The sequence below is a fragment of the Pseudomonas sp. D5(2026) genome, from assembly GCF_057766845.1.
Genome location: NZ_CM173421.1, coordinates 1,157,122 through 1,175,722, shown reverse-complemented (window position 1 = coordinate 1,175,722; position 18,601 = coordinate 1,157,122). Strand labels below are relative to the sequence as shown.

Here is an 18,601-nt window from a genome sequence, read left to right as displayed (position 1 = left end):
AGACGCGCCCGTGCCACTGCTCAAGGCACGGGCGCATGCCGCCTTACCGCTGGATCTTGATCTCGGTACGACGGTTCATGGCACGCCCTTCGGCCGTGGCGTTGTCTGCCACCGGCTGGGTTTCACCCGCGCCGACCACCGAAACGAAGCTGCTGCGCGGTACACCGCTTTCGACCAGATAATCGGTCACCGAATGGGCGCGTCGCTCGGACAGTTTCTGGTTGTAACTGTCGGAACCGACGCTGTCGGTATGGCCGCTGACGCTAAGGCGGGCAGATGGCGCTTCCTGCTTCAGGCGCGTGGCAATGGTATTGAGGCGCTCTTTGTCACTGGCAGTCAGGCGCGCAGAATCGAACTCGAAGTGCACATCACGGATGACAATGACTTCTTCCTTCTGCACCACCACTTCTTCGACCACCGCGACCGGCTCAGGCGGGCATCCGTTGGCATCGACCTGCACACCACGCGGGGTGCCAGGGCATTTGTCACGGCTGTCGGGCACGCCGTCGCCATCCTCGTCGCCATCGCCGTGGGCCCAGCAATAGCCCGCCGCCAGGCCACCGCCCAGCAACGCACCCCAGCCAGCCCAGCTGGAACTTTCGATGGCGCCCAGGGCGGCGCCGCCTACACCCCCGACGGCGGCACATTTCGGCCAGTCGGTTTTTTGCAAACCTGCACAACCAGTCAACACACTGGTGAGCAGTACCAGGGGTATCGCTGTGCGTACTATGCTCATTTCATTGCTTCTCCTAGGGGGAATCGGCATAAGACCGATCTCTGGGAGTAAAGACCGCTCATCCCAACCCTGCCAGCAATAAGCTACGTCACGGCCACATGCCTCTTTGCCCACACGCCGCAGCCCGCTAGTCTTGGACGACTAGAACGAGGAATGGCAATGACCGAAGGTTTTTCCAAACGCACCCCTCAACAGGCCCTGGCGGCCCTGCTCGAGCGCTTCACTCCACAACGGCTGCTGCTGGTAGGTACGCGCTTTCCGGCGCTGGACGCCTTCGCTCAGGCGCACCCCCAGGTGACCATCGACATCGCCGCCCCTGGCCCGCTGCCGGCCGAACTGGCTGCCCAGCGCTTTGACCTGGCGGTATTGGTGGACTGCCTGGAACACTTGCCCAAGCGCACCGGCCTGGAGCTGCTCGGCGGCATTCGCAACCTCAATGCCAGCCGCGTTGCAGTGCTGGCCGACCTGGCCGCCTGCGGCTGGCAGGACACCGACTTTTTCGCCCTGGCCTTGTCGGCCAGCGAGAAATTCTGCCGTGACCAACAGGTTTTGAGCCTGTTCACCTATGATCTACATGACTATAAGCAGGTCCCGGACTGGCTCAACGCCAGGTTCTGGGCCAACCCTGAAAACTTTGGCAAGTACTGGTGGTGATGATGAGTGTCTCGGTCTGCCCTTGTGGCAGTGGCAACCTGCTTGACGCCTGCTGCGGGCATTACCATGCCGGTACCCCGGCACCGGATGCCCAGGCCCTGATGCGCTCACGCTACAGTGCGTACGTGCTGGGCCTGGTCGACTACCTGGTAGCCACCACCCTGCCGGTTCAGCAAGCCGACCTGGACCGTGCTGCCATGGCCGACTGGAGTGCACAGAGCACCTGGCTGGGCCTGGAGGTGGAAAGCGCAGAAGTGCTGGGCGGCCAGCCGGAACACGGCTTCGTCACCTTCACCGCGCGCTGGCACGACCAGGACGGCGATCATCAGCACCGTGAACGCTCGGCCTTCGTCCAGCATGCCGGGCGCTGGTACTTCATCGACCCGACGGTCGGGCTGAAGGCCGGGCGCAACGACCCCTGCCCTTGCGCCAGCGGGCACAAATTCAAGAAATGCTGCGCCAGCTACGTAGGGAACTGAACATGATCAAGCGCACCCGTCTGCTACTGCTCGGTGCGCTGCTGACATGGCTGACGGGCTGTGCCAGTTGGGGCGAAGACTGGCGCGAGCCCGAAGTGCACCTGGTCGAGGTCGAAACGGTCAAGGCCAGGTTGCTGGAACAGGAGTTCGTGTTGCACGTGCGGGTCGACAACCCCAATGACAGCCGCCTGTTCATACGCAACGTGTCGTATGCAATACGCCTCAATGACCTGCTCCTGGTGCAGGATGAAGCCAGCGTATGGCGCAGCGTGGGAGGGCATGCACGGCGCACTTTCAAGATAACCGCACGCACCAACCTGTGGCAGCACCTGAAACCACTGGCCAAACTGCTGAGAAGCAAGCAGCCACTGCATTACACCCTGCAGGGCGAACTGGCGACCGGGTTGCTGATCCATCGGGACCTGCACATATCACGCAGTGGTGAGATAATCCCCGGCGATCACATACCGGAGTAACCCTGCAATGTCCCAACAACCCCACGTTCATGGCCCTGACTGCAACCATGACCATGATCACCACCACGACCACGGCCATGTACACGGCCCGCACTGCAACCACGGCCACCAGGAGCCGGTACGCAACGCCCTGAAGGACGTTGGCCGTAACGACCCGTGCCCGTGCGGTAGCGAGAAAAAGTACAAGAAGTGCCACGGCGCCTGATCGACTGACTCGATAAAAATCTGAGAGATTGCACGATCACTGTGTTCGCGGGCGCGCCCGCGAACACGGGCGAAGCCCGTGCCATCCACAGCGTCGCCTGCTTCGCGGGCTCGCCCGCTCCCACAGGTACCGTGCCAGCCTCTGGATCATGAGCCTGACACAGGTGGGTTATGCGGCTTTGCGCCGGTTAGCCCCCAGCAGGTCCTGGTACCAGAGGCCGGCATCATAGGCGATGGTCACCAGGGTGGTCTCGACATACCGCGGGTGCTGGGCCATGCGCTGGGCAACCGCCAGACAGGCAGCGGCTGTATTACCGACGAAAATGCCACTCTGCATGTAGAACCAGCGCTGTGCGGCCAGCATTTCTGCATGGTGCACCTGGGCCCGCTCGTCCACCAGCGACCAGTCCATGAACGGCGGACAAACGCCCACGGCCATGCCTTCAAAACGATGATCGGCGAACACGCCAGCCCTCGAATCACAGCCATTGGGATCGACCAGTACCGTCGACACCTCGAAGCCATGGTCCTTCAGCCCCAGGGTGATACCCGTGAAACTGGCGCCAGTACCCGCACAGCCCACGAACAGTATCTGCCGCCCCGCCCCGGCGCTGGTCAGTTGCATGGCCAGTTCGCTGGCGGTCTGATAACGATGGGCCTCGATGCCTACCGGGTTGTTGAACTGGTCGGTGTAGAAGTATGACTTGCCCAGTGCGGCCTGATTATCCAGGTGATGCATCACCACGTCCTTGGGGGTGGCACCGGCCATCAGCATTTCCTTGCCAATCAGTCGGGCACCGAAACACTCCAGCAGATCCCGCTTGGTCTGGCTGAAACTCAGCCCGACCGCCAGCTCTACGGCGACCTGGTACTTATGGCAAGCCGCCAGCAAGCCAAAGCCGAAACTGCCACCGGTCTTTTCGATGACGGTCGTCACCCCGGGAATGATGTCGCCCCTGCGCACGGCATGTTCGACGATCTGCCGCGCCGCCCGGTATTTGTGGCTACCGCCCGGGTTGTTCATTTCCAGTTTGGTGTAGATGCGATCGCTGACACTGATGAGCTCGCTCATTTGCGGCTACCTTCCATTGAAGTATGCAGGCCGGCCTTGTTCTGCAGCAGCCCGGCAGTGGCAACCAGCAGCCCCATGCAGAGGACCATGCAGATGGCATTGGTACCGTCCCAGCCGACCGAGCTCAGCAACAGCGAAGGGCTGAATGCGCCGATGGTGGCAAAAACGGCAATGGCCAGGTCGTTCTTGCCCTGCATCTGCATCGCAGCCGGGCTGTTCTGCAGTGACTGGGCCAGCAACGCACCTCCGCCTACATAAGTGAGGTTCCAGCCCAGTCCGAGGGCAATCAGTGCCAAGGTCATCATGGCGTAGCTGTGCGACCAGATATTCATCGCCGAGCAACCGATCAACAGGGCCAGGCCCGCGCAAATGGTGGTCTTGATACCCAGCCGCTGGATGATGGCGCCGGTGAAGAACGACGGGGCAAACATGGCGATCACATGCCACTGGATCGCCAGTCGGACGTCAGTGAAGTCCTCGTGCATGTGTTTCATGTGCATCGAGGCTTGGATCATCAGCAGGTTCATGATCCCGTAGCCCAGCGCAGCCACAGCCATTGCCACAACCACGCTCGGGCCTGCCGGCTCGGCACGGGTGCTTGCCGGTTTTGCTGTGCTGTTGACCGCGCTGGCCGTGCCCGCATCATTGGGCAGGCACAGGGCAATCAACAACGACAGCAGCGCCAGGCCGACAAACGCGGCGTAACACAGCGAAAACAGTGGGAAGCCGCCAACATCACGCAGCCACTCGGTAAGCGTCGGCCCGACCACAGCCGCGATGACCCCGCCAGCCACGACCAGCGAAAGCGCCTTGGGCTTCAAGGCCTGGGAAAGATTGTCGGTCGCCGCGAACCGGTTGAAGTTGGCGAACGCGATGTATACACCCAATGCAGAGTGACTGAGGACCAGCGCAGGAAAATGCTCGTGCTCCACCGCCAGAAAGCCGCTGACGCCAGACAGCGCCAAGGGAATCGCACCCAGCATGAAAGCCTTTTTACGGCCGATGCGGCTCATCAGCCTGGAGACCGGATAGGTTGCCAACATCAGGCACAGAAACTGGAACCCGTACGGCACTGTGGACCATGCGGCGTCAGGCGCCAGCGAGGCCCCGACAATGGCGGCCATCGTCACCGACATCACGGCAGTCGTCAGGTTGATCGACTGTGCGGTGAAATACAGGTACGTGCGCCGCGGTAATGTACTGTTCATAATGCGTGCTCGTGATAAGTGGACAGGTCGATTTCCGCCTCGGGGAACACGCAGATCAGCCGTTCCTTGCCTTTACCCAGCCGTTTGCGCTTGACGCCAAGGCGCCCGATGCGCCGCGGTGAATCGAGGTGGGTGCCACCGCAGGGGATTTCGATCCCGTTGTAGGTCCACAAACGTGCGTCTTCCAGGCCTTGAACCGCGTAGTGCTCGATGGGCGCATCGCAGCCGATCAGTTCATTCGCCCGCCGTTCTATTTCAAGTACGTCTTCAGCCGTGAACGCGTCCTCGACCAGAAAGTCGAAGCGTGCCGTGTCCTCTTTGATATGGCAGCCGATAGTCCATTGCTTCAGCTCTTCACGCAGCCCGATGGCGGCGGCATACAGGAAGTGGCTGGCACTGTGAGACAACGTCAGCCGTTCGCGCCGTTCAATATCGATAGTGACGCGAGCCGGCATGCCTGCGGTGACTTCATCCAGCAAGTGCAAATCATCAGGGTGCACATTGTGAATAATGATGCCGCCCAGTTTTCCGCCTTTGAAACCCTCCAGGCGAATAGGACTACCGTAGAGTTTTTTAACCCAGACGAATCGCACGGTACCCACCGGTAATTCAATCGTGCCGAAGTCCGCTTCCTGGCCGCCACCTTCCGGGTAGGCCACCGTGCTCAGCAACTCGACACCGTCACTGTGCACCCGCACTACTTGAGTATTCGCGCCCGCCAGGTACTGATCTTTGTAATACAGTTTTTCGGTATTTCTTAAAACTTCATAGTTAAGAGAGTTCATGCTTCCAATACCACCTGCAATGATGTTTTAACCTGTACCCGGGCAGCGGCCGGGACGTCTTTGGTAACAATGCAGCCCGGCCCGATAAACGCGCCGTCACCCACATGAATAGCGCCCAGCACACTGGCGAAAGCGCCGATCTGTACCCGGTTACCCAACGTCGGATGCCTGGGGCTCGAGGGGTTGTCACTGATACCGCGGGCGCCCAGGGTTACACCGCCAAGCACGTAGCAATCGTCACCAATGGTCGATGTTTCACCAATGACGGTGCCCATGCCGTGATCGATGATGAAGCGCGCACCGATGCGGCTGCGGAAATGGATCTCCGCCCCCGACAGCATTTTTCCGCGCCGGGAGATCATGGCGGCCAGGCATTGGCCGCCGGCGCCGTAGATAGCGGCGCTATTGTTGTAGATCCAATGGGCAAGCCGATAATGCAAAACCGCAGAATAAGAGGTGTAGGTTTTTGCAATGAATACCAGGTCGCGGCCGGCAGCCGGATCTTTCATGGCAAATGCCTGCAAATCGGCATGTGCCTGTTCAGTCACACTTTCAATGACCGATGTTTCTTTCAGTGCTTCGAACTCGACGATTGAACAACACTCCAATAACGCCGAGGTCACAAGATTCTTTACAACTTTGAATGACTCCAGTTCGTCAGGGACAGGAAGCCTGGCAATGACGGCTGATTGCATGTCCATAGGGTGCATGGGCTTGATATCCAGTTGTCTGGTCTGCACAGACGCTATAAGTGCCGCCTTTGTTGGCAGCCGAAAGTTTCGACACAGGGATATTGGCATGTACTGGCCATTTGCAAACGAACAGTCGACAAGCATTTCCGTTAACTGTTAGGCTTTTTTTTCTAACGGTTTCGGACCTGCCATGATCCCCTGCAGCCTTCATCACCTGTTGAAACAACGCCTGGATGCAGGCGAGTGGTTGCCCGGGCAACGCATGCCCTCCATCCGCAAGCTGACCGCTGCAGTCGACTTCAGCTACCACGACGTCGTGTCGGCCTATGCCCAGCTGGTCAGCGAAGGCGTGTTGACGGCATCACCCGGCCGTGGCTACTTCGTCGCAAACCGGACGCGTCACACCGGCGTGATCCACGAACCCGAATGCATGGCCGGCGATCCGCTGTTCCGGCTGTTGCAGGGCGGCCAGCACTTCACCAAGCTAGGCAGCGGATGGCTGCCCCCGGCGTGGCGCGACACCGAACTGCTGGCCAAGGCAATTCGGCGCACGGCGCGGCTGGAGCAGAGCTCGCTGGCAGAATACGGCGACATCCAGGGCTACCTGCCCATGCGCAAACAGCTTTGCGTGCACATGAAACGGCTGACCCGTGTCGAAGCCCGCCCCAACCAGTTGCTGACCACACTGGGTGCCACTCAAGGCCTGGACTTGGTGGCACGGTTGCTGATCAAACCAGGCGACCACGTTTTCGTCGACGAGCCGGGCAACGGCAACCTGATCAAGCTGATCCAGCTGGCGGGCGGGCACGTCGTCGGCATTCGGCGGACTCAGGACGGGCCGGACGTGGAAGAAATGAGAAGCCACCTGGCCAGGCACAAGGTCAAGGCGTTTTTCTGCAACAGCACCTTCCACAACCCGACCGGCAGCAACATCAGCCCGCACAACGCCTTCAGCGTCCTGCGCCTGGCGGTGGAGCACGAGTTCTTCGTGGTCGAGGATGATGTGTATGGGGACTTCAGCCCCGCCGTGCGCCAGACCTTTGCCGAGCTGGACAACCTTGACCGGGTTATCTACATCGGCAGCTTCTCCAAGTGCCTGTCGGCATCGCTGCGCGTGGGGTTCATTGCCTGCTCGCAAGACCTGATCGAGCCGCTCACACGCCTTAAACTGCTGACCTGCGTTGCGGTCCCCGCGTTTTGCGAACGCTTCGTCAACACCATATTGTCAGATGGCACCTATGCCCGGCACATGAAGGACGTGCAGCAGCGTCTGATCCGCCAGCAAGTGCAAACCCAACGCTTGCTGCTCGAGCGCGGCTGGCAGTTCGATATTGCACCGCAAGGGGGGATGTTCCTCTGGGTCTATCACCCGGACCTGCCCGACCTGCAACCTTTCATGCGCAAACTGGAGCAGCACAAGATCCTGCTGATGCCCGGCTCTGCATTCGCGGTGAGCCGTGACTACCGACGCTACACGCGCATCAATTGCACGCATTTTTCCGACGCACTGGCTGAGCACTTCGACGTTTGAGGCGCGCAATCAAATAAACCGACCTGGGACCTTGCATGGCGCCTGCGCGCTTACTACCTTAGCGCCTTTCCAAACCAGCCTCGCCTTGCAGGAGCCCTTGTCATGGCCGCCCCCGCCTTTCCTCACTTCCGCCTGCGGTTTGCAACCGCTGCCACCCTGCTCGGCATGCTCGGGCTGGCCGGCTGCCAGACGGGCGGCTACCAGGATAGCGTGCCACCAACCAGCGGCGTGCAGCCGCTCAAGGGCCTGGCGCAGAATGTTTCGGTACGGCGCAATGCCATGGGCGCGCCGCTTATCGAAAGCAGCAGCTTCCATGATGCGCTGTTCAGCCTGGGCTATGTGCACGCTGGCGACCGAATCGAACAGATGGTCGCCATGCGCCTGCTCGCCCAGGGCCGCCTGGCCGAACTGGCCGGCAGCGAGGCGCTGGATATCGACCGCCTCATGCGCGCCGCCAACCTCAAGCAGAGTGCCGCCCAGCAGTACGCCGACGCATCGCCAAGGCTCAAGCGCTTCTTCGAAGTGTATGCGCGCGGGATCAACGCCTACCTGTTCCGCTACCGCGACAAGCTGCCAGCAGGCCTGGCCAGTAGTGGCTATCGCCCCGAATACTGGAAGCCTGAAGACTCGGCGCTGGTCTTCTGCCTGTACGCGTTCAGCCAGTCGGTTAACCTGCACGAGGAACTCAGCGCCCTGACCCTGGCGCAGAAAGTGGGTAGCGACAAGCTCGCCTGGTTGCTGCCCGGAGCCCCGGACGAGCCGTTGGCCGAAATGGAAGTGGACAAGCTCAAGGGGCTGAACCTTGCCAGCCAGTTGCCGGGGCTGCCGGCCCTGGTGGCTGCCAGCCAGAAGCTCGCCGACCTCGACCTGCTCGGTAGCCCGGGGTCGGCCAACCTGGCCCTGGGCCCGCAGCGCAGCCGCAGCGGCAAAAGCCTGCTGGCCAGCGACAGCCGCGCCGGCTGGGCCTTGAGCCCGGTACAGATCAATACCAGCAAGTACCAGGTTGCCGGCCTGTCCTTGCCCGGCCTGCCGATCGTGCTGGCCGGCTACAATGGCAAGCTGGCCTGGAGCAGCAGCGCGGTGATGGCCGACAATCAGGACGTGTTCCTCGAGCAGTTGCGCCGCCAGGGCAATCAGTTGCGCTACCTGGCCGACGGTAAATGGCTGCCGGCCCGTACCCGTAACGAAACCTTCTTTGTCCGTGGCCAGCGCCCCGTGCGCGAAGTGATGTACGACACCCGCCACGGCACCCTGCTGGCCCAGCCAGAAAACGCCAGCCTGGGCCTGGCGCTGAACCTGCCACAGTTCAAAGGTGATCGCAGCCTCGATGCGCTGTTCGACCTGACGCGGTCCAAGAACCTGGAGCGGGCCTTCGACAGCACCCGGGAAGTGACCGCCGCTGCCGTCAACTTCGTTTTCGCCGAGCCTGAGCACATCGGCTGGCAAGTCAGTGGCCGCTACCCCAATCGCCGCGAAGGCCAGGGCTTGCTGCCCTCGCCGGGCTGGGACGGGCGTTACGACTGGGACGGCTATGCCGACCCGATGCTGCACCCATACGACCAGGACCCACCCGCGGGCTGGATCGGCCATGCCAACCAGCGCAGCCTGCCGCGCGGCTATGGCATGCAGCTGTCCAGCACCTGGTACTACCCCGAACGTGCCGAACGCCTGGCACAGCTGGCCGGCAACGGCCGCCACGACAGGCGCAGCCTGATTGCCCTGCAGAATGACCAGGTGACCTTGCTGGCCAACAAGCTCAAGCAGATGTTCGACGCCCCCGGCATGGCCCAGCCTCTGAAGCAGGCGATCGACGCCCTCCCAGCCGGGCAGCGCGACAAGGCCCGCGACACGCTGGCCCGGCTCAAGGCCTTCGATGGCCGCCTGAGCCCGGTGTCGGCCGATGCCGCGCTGTACGAGTTGTTCTTGCAGGAGGTCGCTCGCCAGACCTTCCTCGATGACCTGGGCCCGGAGGCCGGCCCGGCGTGGCAGGCGTTCGTCAGCAATGCACGTTTGTCGTTCTCGGCGCAGGCCGATCACCTGCTGGGCCGCGATGACAGCCCTTTCTGGGATGACCGCACCACGCCGCAAAAAGAAGACAAACCCACCATCCTCGCCCGCAGCCTGGCAGGTGCAATGGAGGCCGGTATCGCGCAACTGGGTGCCGACCGACGCACCTGGCAGTGGGGCAAGCTGCACCAGTACCGCTGGCCGGCGCCGGCCTACCATGGCCTGGGCGATGCGATCAGCCGTGCGCCGCTTGCCGCAGGCGGCGACTTCACTACCCTGGCCCTTACACCATTCGCCTGGGGTAGCGACTTCGACACTCGCCTGCCAGCCTCGGCGCGGATGATCGTCGACTTCGGCCAGGCCGAGCCCTTGCAGATACTGACCAGCAGCGGCCAGTCCGGCAACCCGGCCAGCGCGCATTACCGCGACGGGCTGGATGCCTGGTTCAAAGGGCGCTTCATGAGCCTGCCACTGCAACAGCAGAACTTCGGCAGGGCGTATGGCAACCAGCGGCTCACATTGGTACCGGGGCGGTAACGGCATTCTTCAGGGGTGCATGAGGGGGCTTGATGAAGTTTTTCAGCAGCTCCCTCCCAAATCCATCCGAACTAACGCCTGGCACCATGCCTCTTAACGGGTAAGCCCAGAACCAGTGCCCGTGCCATGGACCTTGTCATCGCCCGCCCCGAAGGCCTGTACTGCCCGCCCGGAGATTTCTACATCGACCCCTGGCGGCCCGTGGACCGGGCTGTCATTACCCATGGCCACGGCGACCACGCGCGCACCGGCAATGGCCATTACCTGACCGCCAGCCCCGGTGCCGGCATTCTGCGCAGCCGCCTGGGCCAGGACATCAATTTGCAGACCCTGCCCTACGGTGAGCGCCTGCTGCACCACGGTGTGACGTTGAGCCTGCACCCGGCCGGGCATGTGCTGGGTTCGGCGCAGGTGCGCATGGAGTACCAAGGTGAAGTCTGGGTTGCATCCGGTGACTACAAGGTAGAACCCGATGGCACCTGTGCGCCCTTCGAACCAGTGGCGTGCCACACCTTCATCACCGAATCGACCTTCGGCCTGCCGATCTACCGCTGGCCAAGCCAAAGCGAGATCTTCGCCGGCATCAATGCCTGGTGGCGGGCCAACAGTGAACAGGGCAAGGCCAGCGTGCTGTTCTGCTATGCCTTCGGGAAGGCCCAGCGGATTCTGCATGGGCTGGATGCCAGCATTGGCCCGATCCTCGTGCATGGCGCCATGGAGTCGCTCAACCGGGTGTACCGGGATGCCGGTATCCGCCTGCCGGAAACCCGCTACGCAGGCGACATCCCGCGCAACGATCCACTGCTGCGCCAGGCACTGATCCTGGCCCCCCCATCAGCCAGCGGCAGCAGCTGGCTGCGCCGTTTTGGCGATTACAGTGATGCCTTCGCCAGCGGCTGGATGCTGCTACGCGGCGCCCGCCGACGGCGCGGCGTGGACCGGGGCTTTGTGCTGTCCGACCACGCCGACTGGCCTGGCCTGCTCTGGGCCATTGGCCAGACCGGTGCCCAACGGGTGATGGTCACCCACGGCTCGGTCGAGGTACTGGTGCGCTACCTCACCGAACAAGGCCTGGATGCCCGCGCCTTCGTCACCGAGTATGGCGACGAAGACGATGTGCCCAACACCGCCCCCTCGCCATGAAAGCCTTCGCTACGCTGTTCCTGCGCCTGGACGCGACCACCTCCAGCAATGCCAAGCTCGAGGCACTGCGGGACTATTTCGACATGGCGCCCGCCGACGATGCTGCCTGGGCGGTGTATTTCCTGGCCGGCGGGCGCCCACGCCAGCTGGTGCCCACCCGCCTTCTACGTGAACTGGCAACGACGCTGGCTGGCCTGCCGGACTGGCTTTTCGAAGAAAGCTATCAGGCCGTGGGCGACCTGGCCGAGACCATTTCGCTGCTGCTGCCGCTGCACGCCGATGGCAGCGAGGAAGGCCTGGCCACCTGGGTGGAACAGCACTTGCTGCCCCTGCGCGGCCTGCCGCCTGAGCAAGTCAGGCTGCGCCTGCCACCGCTCTGGGCGCGGTTGGACCGCGCCAGCCTGATGCTGTGCCTGAAGCTGATCACTGGCAGCTTTCGCGTGGGCGTGTCAAAGCTGCTGGTCACTCGCGCCTTGGCGCAACTGGCCGGGCTAGATGCCAAACGCGTGGCCCAGCGCCTGGTCGGCTACACCGATACAGGCCATCGCCCTACTGCAGCCAGCTACCAGAGGCTGATCGCTCCAGAGTCCGCCGATGAACACAGCCAGCGCGGCGGCCAGCCCTACCCATTCTTCCTGGCCCATCCGCTGCAAGCACCCAGCGATCAATTCGATACCCTGCTCGGACCGCCAAGCGATTGGCAAATCGAGTGGAAGTGGGACGGCATTCGGGCGCAGGTGGTGAAGCGCGATGGCCAGCTGTGGGTGTGGTCGCGCGGCGAAGAACTGGTTACCGAGCGTTTCCCCGAACTGCATGGTCTGGCACAGACGTTGCCCGATGGCGTGGTGCTCGATGGCGAGATTCTGGTCTGGAAACCCGGTGAAACCGAGGCGGAACTGGCCGTGCAGCCTTTCGCCTTGCTGCAACAGCGCATCGGTCGCAAAACGCTGGGCAAAAAGCTGCTGAACGATGCACCGGTGGTGTTGCAGGCCTACGACCTGTTGGAGTGGCAGGGCGATGACTGGCGCAGCCGCCCGCAGCACGAACGCCGAAGCCAGCTGGAACGCCTGGTGGATGAACACCCACTTGCCCCCGTGCTGTTGTCGCCTTTGCTGCAAGGCCCGGACTGGACCGACCTTGCCCGCCAGCGCGAGCAATCGCGCAGCCTGGGGGTGGAGGGCTTGATGCTGAAGCAGCGCGAGGCCCTTTACGGTGTGGGGCGCACCAAGGACATGGGCATTTGGTGGAAGTGGAAGATCGACCCGTTCAGCGTCGATGCGGTGCTGATTTATGCCCAACGCGGCCACGGCCGCCGGGCCAGCCTGTACAGCGACTACACCTTTGCCGTATGGGATGCACCGGCAGGTACACCTGGTCGTGCGCTGGTGCCCTTTGCCAAGGCCTATTCGGGGCTCAGTGACGAAGAAATGCGCAAGGTCGACGCCATCATCCGCAAGACCACGGTGGAAACGTTCGGCCCGGTACGCAGCGTGACGCCAACGCTGGTGTTCGAGCTGGGTTTCGAAGGCATCGCCCTGTCCCGGCGCCACAAAAGCGGTATCGCCGTGCGCTTTCCGCGCATGCTGCGCTGGCGGCTGGACAAGCCGGTGGAGGAGGCAGATGACCTGGCCACCTTGCAGGCGCTACTGGCCTGAAAAAGTTTGCGATGTCCGACTGCTGCAGGATGAGGCGCATTCGCTGAAACTATGCTTCTATTTTTGAGCCGACCCGTGTCGCAGACCGTTTTCGCCACGCAGCCAGGACCAACATGCACCATTCAACCCATGACCTGCTCTCCCCCGTACCGGGCATCACCCGCCAACTGCACAGTTTCCACTTCGGCCCCCGCAGTGGTGGCAAAGTCTATATACAGGCCTCGCTGCATGCCGACGAGCTGCCGGGCATGCTGGTAGCCTGGCACCTCAAGCGCCGTCTGGCCGAGCTGGAACAGCAGGGCCGACTGCAGCGCGAGATCATTCTGGTCCCGGTGGCCAACCCGACGGGCCTGGAGCAAGTGCTGCTGGACGCACCATTGGGGCGTTTTGAACTGCAAAGCGGCGAGAACTTCAATCGCAACTTCGTCGACCTGTCGGACAGCATCGGCGACGAGATCGAAGAACACCTCACCCAGGACCCACAGCACAACCTTGCACTGATCCGCGAATACCTGCGCCGAGGCCTGGACGCACACCCGGCCCGCACCCCTCTGCAGGCCCAGCGCCTGATACTGCAGCGCCTGGCCTGCGATGCCGATATGGTGCTGGACCTGCACTGCGATTTCGAAGCGGTCGAGCACCTGTACACCACACCCGATGCCTGGCCCCAGATCGAACCCTTGGCCCGTTACCTGGGTGCCCAGGCCAGCCTGCTGGCAACCGACTCGGGCGGGCAGTCGTTCGATGAATGCTTCAGCCTGGTCTGGTGGCAATTGCAGCAGCGTTTCGGCAAACGCTTTCCGATTCCGCTGGGCTGCTGCTCGGTAACCGTCGAGCTGCGTGGTCAGGCGGATGTCAGCCATGACCTTGCCAGCCAGGACTGCCAGGCGATCCTCGACTTCCTGACCCACGCCGGCGTCATCGAAGGCACCAGTGCCGCCCTGCCCGCACTGTTACGCCACGCCACGCCGTTGGCCGCGGTGGAACCCGTGGCAACGCCACTGGGTGGGTTGCTGGTTTATCACGCCAAACCCGGCCAGCACCTGGAGGCCGGCCAATTGATCGCCGAAGTCATCGACCCGCTCAGTGACCGAGTTACCGCCCTGCGCAACAGCCAGCCAGGCCTGCTGTATGCGCGTAGCGTACGGCGCATGGCCACGGCTGGCATGGTCATCGCCCATGTGGCCGGCGAACAGGTATGCCGCAGCGGCTACCTGTTGGCCAATTGATCCGGTAAAACCATTGCAGCCGGCAGGTGGTCTGTAGAAGCACAGCCTTCGGAGGGCCATCTGCCTCATGCCTGCTGCTACCGACCTCGCCAATGCCTGGTTTGCCAAGCGCGGCTGGAAGCCCTTCGCTTTCCAACGGCGCGTATGGGCTGCCGTCGAACGGGGCGAGTCCGGTTTGCTGCATGCCAGTACCGGTGCAGGCAAGACCTACGCGGTATGGCTCGCTGCGCTACGTGCGTTCAAGGCTGGGCCGCAAGGCCGCCAGCCAGCGCCCTTACAGGTGGTGTGGGTGACGCCCATGCGTGCCTTGGCCGCCGACACCGCACGTGCGTTGCAAGCGCCGCTCGATGAGCTCGAGCTGCCGTGGAGCGTGGGGGTGCGCAGCGGCGACACCAACAGTGCCGAACGCGCCCGACAGGCCCGGCGGCTACCCAGTGTGCTGATCACCACCCCCGAAAGCCTGACCCTGCTGCTGACCCGGGCACAGGCACATGAGGATTTCGCCACGCTGCAACTGGTGGTAGTGGACGAATGGCACGAGCTGCTTGGCAACAAGCGCGGGGTACAACTGCAGCTGGCCTTGGCGCGCCTGCGGCATTGGCACCCAGGCCTACCGACCTGGGGCTTGTCGGCAACGCTCGGCAACCTGCAACACGCACTGGATGTCTTGCTACCGCAGGGCGGCCTGCTGGTGCAAGGCCGGCAAGACAAGGCGCTGCAAGTCGACACCCTGCTGCCAGCAGTGATCGAGCGCTTCCCTTGGGCTGGGCACATGGGCCTGAAGATGCTCGACCAGGTCTGTCACGAGATCGACGCCAGTGCCAGTAGCCTGGTGTTCACCAACACCCGTGCCCAGGCCGAAGTCTGGTATCAGGCTCTGCTTGAGGCCCGCCCGGACTGGGCCGGGCTGATCGCCCTGCACCACGCCTCGCTGGCCCGCGATACCCGCGACTGGGTCGAGCGCAGCCTCAAGCAAGGCAGCCTGAAGGCGGTAATCTGCACGTCCAGCCTGGACCTGGGCGTGGACTTTCTGCCAGTGGAACGGGTGCTGCAGATCGGCTCGGCCAAGGGCATCGCCCGCCTGATGCAGCGGGCGGGTCGCTCAGGACACGCGCCTGGGCGGCGCTCCAGGGTCACCCTGGTGCCCACCCATAGCCTGGAACTGGTGGAAGCGGCGGCGGCCCGGCAGGCACTGACAGCCGGCCACATCGAAGCTCGTTTTTCACCGCGCCTGTGCATGGACGTGCTGGTACAGCATCTGGTCAGTATGGCCTTGGGCAGTGGCTTTCGCCCGGAGCAACTGCTCGCCGAAGTGCGCAGCACCTGGGCCTTTCGCGAGTTGCGCGACAACCAATGGCAATGGGCGCTGGATTTCGTCTGCCACGGCGGCAGCTCACTGACCGCCTACCCGGACTACCAGCGCGTCGAGCGTCAGGCCGACGGTGTTTATCGGGTTACCAGCGAACGCTTGGCACGGCGCCACCGTATGGGCATCGGCACCATCGTCAGCGATGCCAACCTGCAATTGAAATACTGGAGCAAGGGCGGCGGGGGGAAAACGCTGGGCAGTGTTGAAGAAGCGTTCATCGCTCGCCTGCGCCCCGGCGATACACTGGTGTTTGCCGGGCGGGTACTGGAGTTGGTGCGTGTGGAAAACATGACGGCCTATGTGCGTCGCAGCACCGCGCGCAAGGCCGCTGTGGCGCGCTGGAACGGCGGGCGCATGCCGCTCTCGAGCGAGCTGGCCGAGGCGCTGGTCGAGCAGCTCGATGCTGCAGCCCATGAACGCTTTGACGGGCCGGAAATGCGCGCAGTACGCCCACTGCTTGGGCTTCAGGCACAGTGGTCAGCCTTGCCCACCACAGGCACACTGCTGGCCGAGACCTTCAAGTCCCGTCAGGGCTGGCATCTGTTCCTGTACCCCTTTGCCGGGCGCATGGCCAACCTGGGCTTGGCCAATCTGATTGCCTGGCGGGTCAGCCGCGCACAACCGCTGTCGGTGTCGATTGCCGTCAATGACTACGGCTTCGAACTCCTCAGCCCTGCCAAGGTGGACTGGGCCACGCACCTGCCGCAAGCGCTCGGCACCGGGCATCTGCTGGAAGATGTGCTGGCCAGCCTGAATGCCGGGGAAATGGCACTGCGGCGCTTTCGGGAAATTGCCCAGATTGCCGGCCTGGTGTTTGGCGGCTATCCCGCCGCGCAGAAGAGTACGCGGCAGATCCAGGCCTCCAGCGGCCTGTTCTATGAGGTGTTTCGCAAACACGACGCAGGGAACTTGCTGCTTGGCCAGGCGCGGGATGAAGTATTGAGCGAAGAGCTGGAAATCGAGCGGCTACGTCGGCAATTGCTAAAAATGAGCGCGTTGCAACTGGACCTGCGGGCGTTGAAGCGGCCAGGGCCACTGGCGTTTGCCTTGCTGGTGGAAGGCATGCGCGAGACGTTGAGCACCGAGAAGCTGGCAGACCGGATTGCGCGGATGGTGGCGGACCTGGAGCAAGCGGCGGACGCGGAATGAATTACCAACCCATCGAACACTGTGGTCAGGTGCTCTGGCTGCTCGCCGACAAAGCCGTCTACTGGCCCGCCCGCCGGGCCCTGCTGGTGGCCGACGTGCACATCGGAAAGGCCGCCAGCTACCGTGCCCTGCATCAACCGGTGCCACGCGGAACGACTGAGGCGACACTCGCCCGGCTCGATAGCTTGCTGGCCGCGCATGACTGTGAGCAACTGATCATCCTGGGCGACTTTCTGCATGCCCGCACGGCCCGTGCACCGGCAACGCTGGCCAAAGTGGATGATTGGCGCAAGCGGCACAAAGAACTGAAAATAGTGCTCATACGCGGCAATCATGACCGCAACGCCGGCGATCCACCCGCCTCGCTCGATATTCAGGTCGTGGACGAGCCGTGGGTTCTGGAGCCCTTTGCCCTGCAGCACGAGCCGCAGCTCCACCACACACACCCGGTACTGGCGGGCCACGTACACCCAGTCTTCGTCCTGCGAGGCAAGGCCCGTCAGCGCCTGCGCCTGCCTTGCTTCCTGATCGATGAGCAGGTCAGCCTGCTACCTGCATTCGGTGAGTTCACCGGAGGGTGGGAAATAACGCCCGCCAGCGCCAGCCGCGTGTACCTGGCTGGCGCTGACCGCGTCTGGACGCTGTAGCGACGCTCAGGCAACAGGGGCGGGAGGCGCCTCGTCCGGCAAGGTCGGCTCGCCTGGCTCCATGGGTGGCGTCTCACCGGGCTCTGGCGGTTGTGGAGTATCGGGGTCAGGTTGATGAGGCACGCCCCCCGCCTGCATGGGCAGCGGGTGCGCCAGCAGTGACCAGGGCAACAACCCTACGTGATTGGGCTGCAGGCCTGCCAGCTTGGCACTGATTGCGGGATGGAGTTTCATTGGCTGCTCCTGACGAAAGCCGATGCACATCATGCACACCGGCGTTACTTCGTTGGAGTGCCAAAGGCGCGGGTAATTCCCCGCGCTTGTCGGCTCAGGTACGCGGCAGGGTGACGCCGCGCTGGCCCTGGTATTTGCCGCCACGGTCCTTGTACGACACTTCGCACTCTTCGTCGGACTGCAAGAACAGCATCTGCGCCACGCCTTCGTTGGCGTAGATCTTCGCCGGCAGCGTGGTGGTGTTGGAGAACTCCAACGTCACGTGGCCTTCCCACTCGGGCTCGAGCGGCGTGACGTTGACGATGATGCCGCAACGGGCGTAAGTGCTCTTGCCCAGGCAAATGGTCAGCACGTCACGGGGAATACGGAAATATTCGACAGTGCGCGCCAGGGCGAAAGAGTTTGGCGGGATGATGCACACGTCGCTCTTGATATCGACGAAGCTGCCAGCATCGAAATTTTTCGGATCGACGGTAGCCGAGTTGATGTTGGTGAACACCTTGAATTCGTCGGCGCAGCGTACGTCGTAGCCATAGCTGGAGACGCCGAAGGAGATCACGCGGTTGTCCTGCTCGCCGCGCACCTGGCGCTCGACGAAGGGCTCGATCATGCCGTGTTCCTGCGCCATGCGGCGAATCCACTTGTCCGATTTGATGCTCATGGCGGGGTGTCCTGAAGAGTTGCGAGGTGAAAATCGTGACGCGCATATTACCGGTCCCGGCGCCCAGGTTAAAGTTCCATCCCACATCCCGCGCCGGGTGGGGGCTGCAGCCGCCGCCGATCCGAATTTGCCT

The 18,601-nt window shown here is 62.9% G+C and carries 18 protein-coding genes; 11 read left to right on the top strand and 7 right to left on the bottom strand.

Going from position 1 to position 18,601, the window contains the following annotated elements:
• Positions 1 to 43 precede the first annotated feature (43 nt).
• Entirely contained in the window at positions 44 to 736 is a 693-nt protein-coding gene (locus AC3B5Q_RS05430) for a PA1041 family peptidoglycan-binding anchor lipoprotein (protein WP_003254894.1), read from the bottom strand.
• 159 nt (positions 737 to 895) lie between these two features.
• On the opposite strand from AC3B5Q_RS05430, the gene AC3B5Q_RS05425 reads away from it, so the two are divergent.
• From AC3B5Q_RS05425 to AC3B5Q_RS05410, 4 genes are read left to right on the top strand one after another with little or no spacing between them, the layout of a single operon-like run.
• A complete protein-coding gene (locus AC3B5Q_RS05425) occupies positions 896 to 1,390 on the top strand; it encodes a DUF6231 family protein (RefSeq protein ID WP_021785828.1) in 495 nt (164 codons plus the stop codon).
• Between the two features lie 2 nt (positions 1,391 to 1,392).
• Positions 1,393 to 1,869, top strand: coding sequence for a YchJ family protein (locus tag AC3B5Q_RS05420; RefSeq protein ID WP_021785827.1), 477 nt, complete (start codon positions 1,393 to 1,395; stop codon positions 1,867 to 1,869).
• A gap of 2 nt (positions 1,870 to 1,871) precedes the next feature.
• Entirely contained in the window at positions 1,872 to 2,345 is a 474-nt protein-coding gene (locus AC3B5Q_RS05415) for an LEA/WHy family protein (RefSeq protein WP_021785826.1), read from the top strand.
• A 7-nt stretch (positions 2,346 to 2,352) separates the two neighbouring features.
• Positions 2,353 to 2,550 carry an SEC-C metal-binding domain-containing protein gene (locus AC3B5Q_RS05410; protein ID WP_003254900.1) on the top strand — a complete coding sequence of 66 codons (198 nt, stop codon included), beginning with the start codon at positions 2,353 to 2,355 and terminating at the stop codon, positions 2,548 to 2,550.
• A 168-nt stretch (positions 2,551 to 2,718) separates the two neighbouring features.
• Here the strand turns inward: AC3B5Q_RS05410 and AC3B5Q_RS05405 are convergent, their stop codons facing one another.
• From AC3B5Q_RS05405 to AC3B5Q_RS05390, 4 genes are read right to left on the bottom strand one after another with little or no spacing between them, the layout of a single operon-like run.
• Positions 2,719 to 3,621, bottom strand: coding sequence for a pyridoxal-phosphate dependent enzyme (locus AC3B5Q_RS05405; protein WP_021785825.1), 903 nt, complete (start codon positions 3,619 to 3,621; stop codon positions 2,719 to 2,721).
• On the bottom strand, positions 3,618 to 4,829 hold the full coding sequence (locus AC3B5Q_RS05400) for an MFS transporter (RefSeq protein ID WP_084850146.1): 1,212 nt from the start codon (positions 4,827 to 4,829) through the stop codon (positions 3,618 to 3,620). Before AC3B5Q_RS05400 ends, AC3B5Q_RS05405 begins: the two co-directional genes overlap by 4 nt.
• Positions 4,826 to 5,614 (bottom strand): alanyl-tRNA editing protein, encoded by a 789-nt coding sequence (locus AC3B5Q_RS05395; RefSeq protein WP_488392876.1) that lies wholly within the window; start codon positions 5,612 to 5,614, stop codon positions 4,826 to 4,828. Before AC3B5Q_RS05395 ends, AC3B5Q_RS05400 begins: the two co-directional genes overlap by 4 nt.
• Positions 5,611 to 6,324 carry a serine O-acetyltransferase gene (locus AC3B5Q_RS05390; protein WP_181004818.1) on the bottom strand — a complete coding sequence of 238 codons (714 nt, stop codon included), beginning with the start codon at positions 6,322 to 6,324 and terminating at the stop codon, positions 5,611 to 5,613. The genes AC3B5Q_RS05395 and AC3B5Q_RS05390 overlap by 4 nt, the downstream gene beginning before the upstream one ends.
• A 172-nt stretch (positions 6,325 to 6,496) precedes the next feature.
• On the opposite strand from AC3B5Q_RS05390, the gene AC3B5Q_RS05385 reads away from it, so the two are divergent.
• The 7 genes from AC3B5Q_RS05385 to pdeM all read left to right on the top strand — a co-directional run bounded on the left by AC3B5Q_RS05385 (position 6,497) and on the right by pdeM (position 17,573).
• On the top strand, positions 6,497 to 7,837 hold the full coding sequence (locus AC3B5Q_RS05385; RefSeq protein WP_021785821.1) for an aminotransferase-like domain-containing protein: 1,341 nt from the start codon (positions 6,497 to 6,499) through the stop codon (positions 7,835 to 7,837).
• A gap of 102 nt (positions 7,838 to 7,939) precedes the next feature.
• Positions 7,940 to 10,381: a penicillin acylase family protein gene (locus AC3B5Q_RS05380; protein ID WP_414816580.1), complete on the top strand. Its 2,442-nt coding sequence runs from the start codon at positions 7,940 to 7,942 to the stop codon at positions 10,379 to 10,381.
• Positions 10,382 to 10,507: 126 nt separating this feature from the next.
• On the top strand, positions 10,508 to 11,524 hold the full coding sequence (locus AC3B5Q_RS05375) for a ligase-associated DNA damage response exonuclease (protein ID WP_392520667.1): 1,017 nt from the start codon (positions 10,508 to 10,510) through the stop codon (positions 11,522 to 11,524).
• A complete protein-coding gene (locus tag AC3B5Q_RS05370) occupies positions 11,521 to 13,179 on the top strand; it encodes an ATP-dependent DNA ligase (protein ID WP_084850142.1) in 1,659 nt (552 codons plus the stop codon). The genes AC3B5Q_RS05375 and AC3B5Q_RS05370 overlap by 4 nt, the downstream gene beginning before the upstream one ends.
• A gap of 113 nt (positions 13,180 to 13,292) precedes the next feature.
• Positions 13,293 to 14,408: a succinylglutamate desuccinylase/aspartoacylase family protein gene (locus AC3B5Q_RS05365; RefSeq protein ID WP_084850141.1), complete on the top strand. Its 1,116-nt coding sequence runs from the start codon at positions 13,293 to 13,295 to the stop codon at positions 14,406 to 14,408.
• 67 nt (positions 14,409 to 14,475) lie between these two features.
• Entirely contained in the window at positions 14,476 to 16,926 is a 2,451-nt protein-coding gene (locus tag AC3B5Q_RS05360; RefSeq protein ID WP_103443571.1) for a ligase-associated DNA damage response DEXH box helicase, read from the top strand.
• Entirely contained in the window at positions 16,923 to 17,573 is a 651-nt protein-coding gene (pdeM, locus tag AC3B5Q_RS05355) for a ligase-associated DNA damage response endonuclease PdeM (protein ID WP_084850139.1), read from the top strand. Before AC3B5Q_RS05360 ends, pdeM begins: the two co-directional genes overlap by 4 nt.
• 6 nt (positions 17,574 to 17,579) lie before the next feature.
• Here the strand turns inward: pdeM and AC3B5Q_RS05350 are convergent, their stop codons facing one another.
• Both AC3B5Q_RS05350 and dcd read right to left on the bottom strand, forming a co-directional pair.
• The gene (locus AC3B5Q_RS05350; protein ID WP_021781983.1) at positions 17,580 to 17,807 is read right to left on the bottom strand and encodes a hypothetical protein; all 228 of its coding nucleotides are present in this window, start codon (positions 17,805 to 17,807) and stop codon (positions 17,580 to 17,582) included.
• Between the two features lie 94 nt (positions 17,808 to 17,901).
• The gene (gene dcd / locus AC3B5Q_RS05345) at positions 17,902 to 18,468 is read right to left on the bottom strand and encodes a dCTP deaminase (protein ID WP_003254920.1); all 567 of its coding nucleotides are present in this window, start codon (positions 18,466 to 18,468) and stop codon (positions 17,902 to 17,904) included.
• Positions 18,469 to 18,601: the final 133 nt, after the last annotated feature.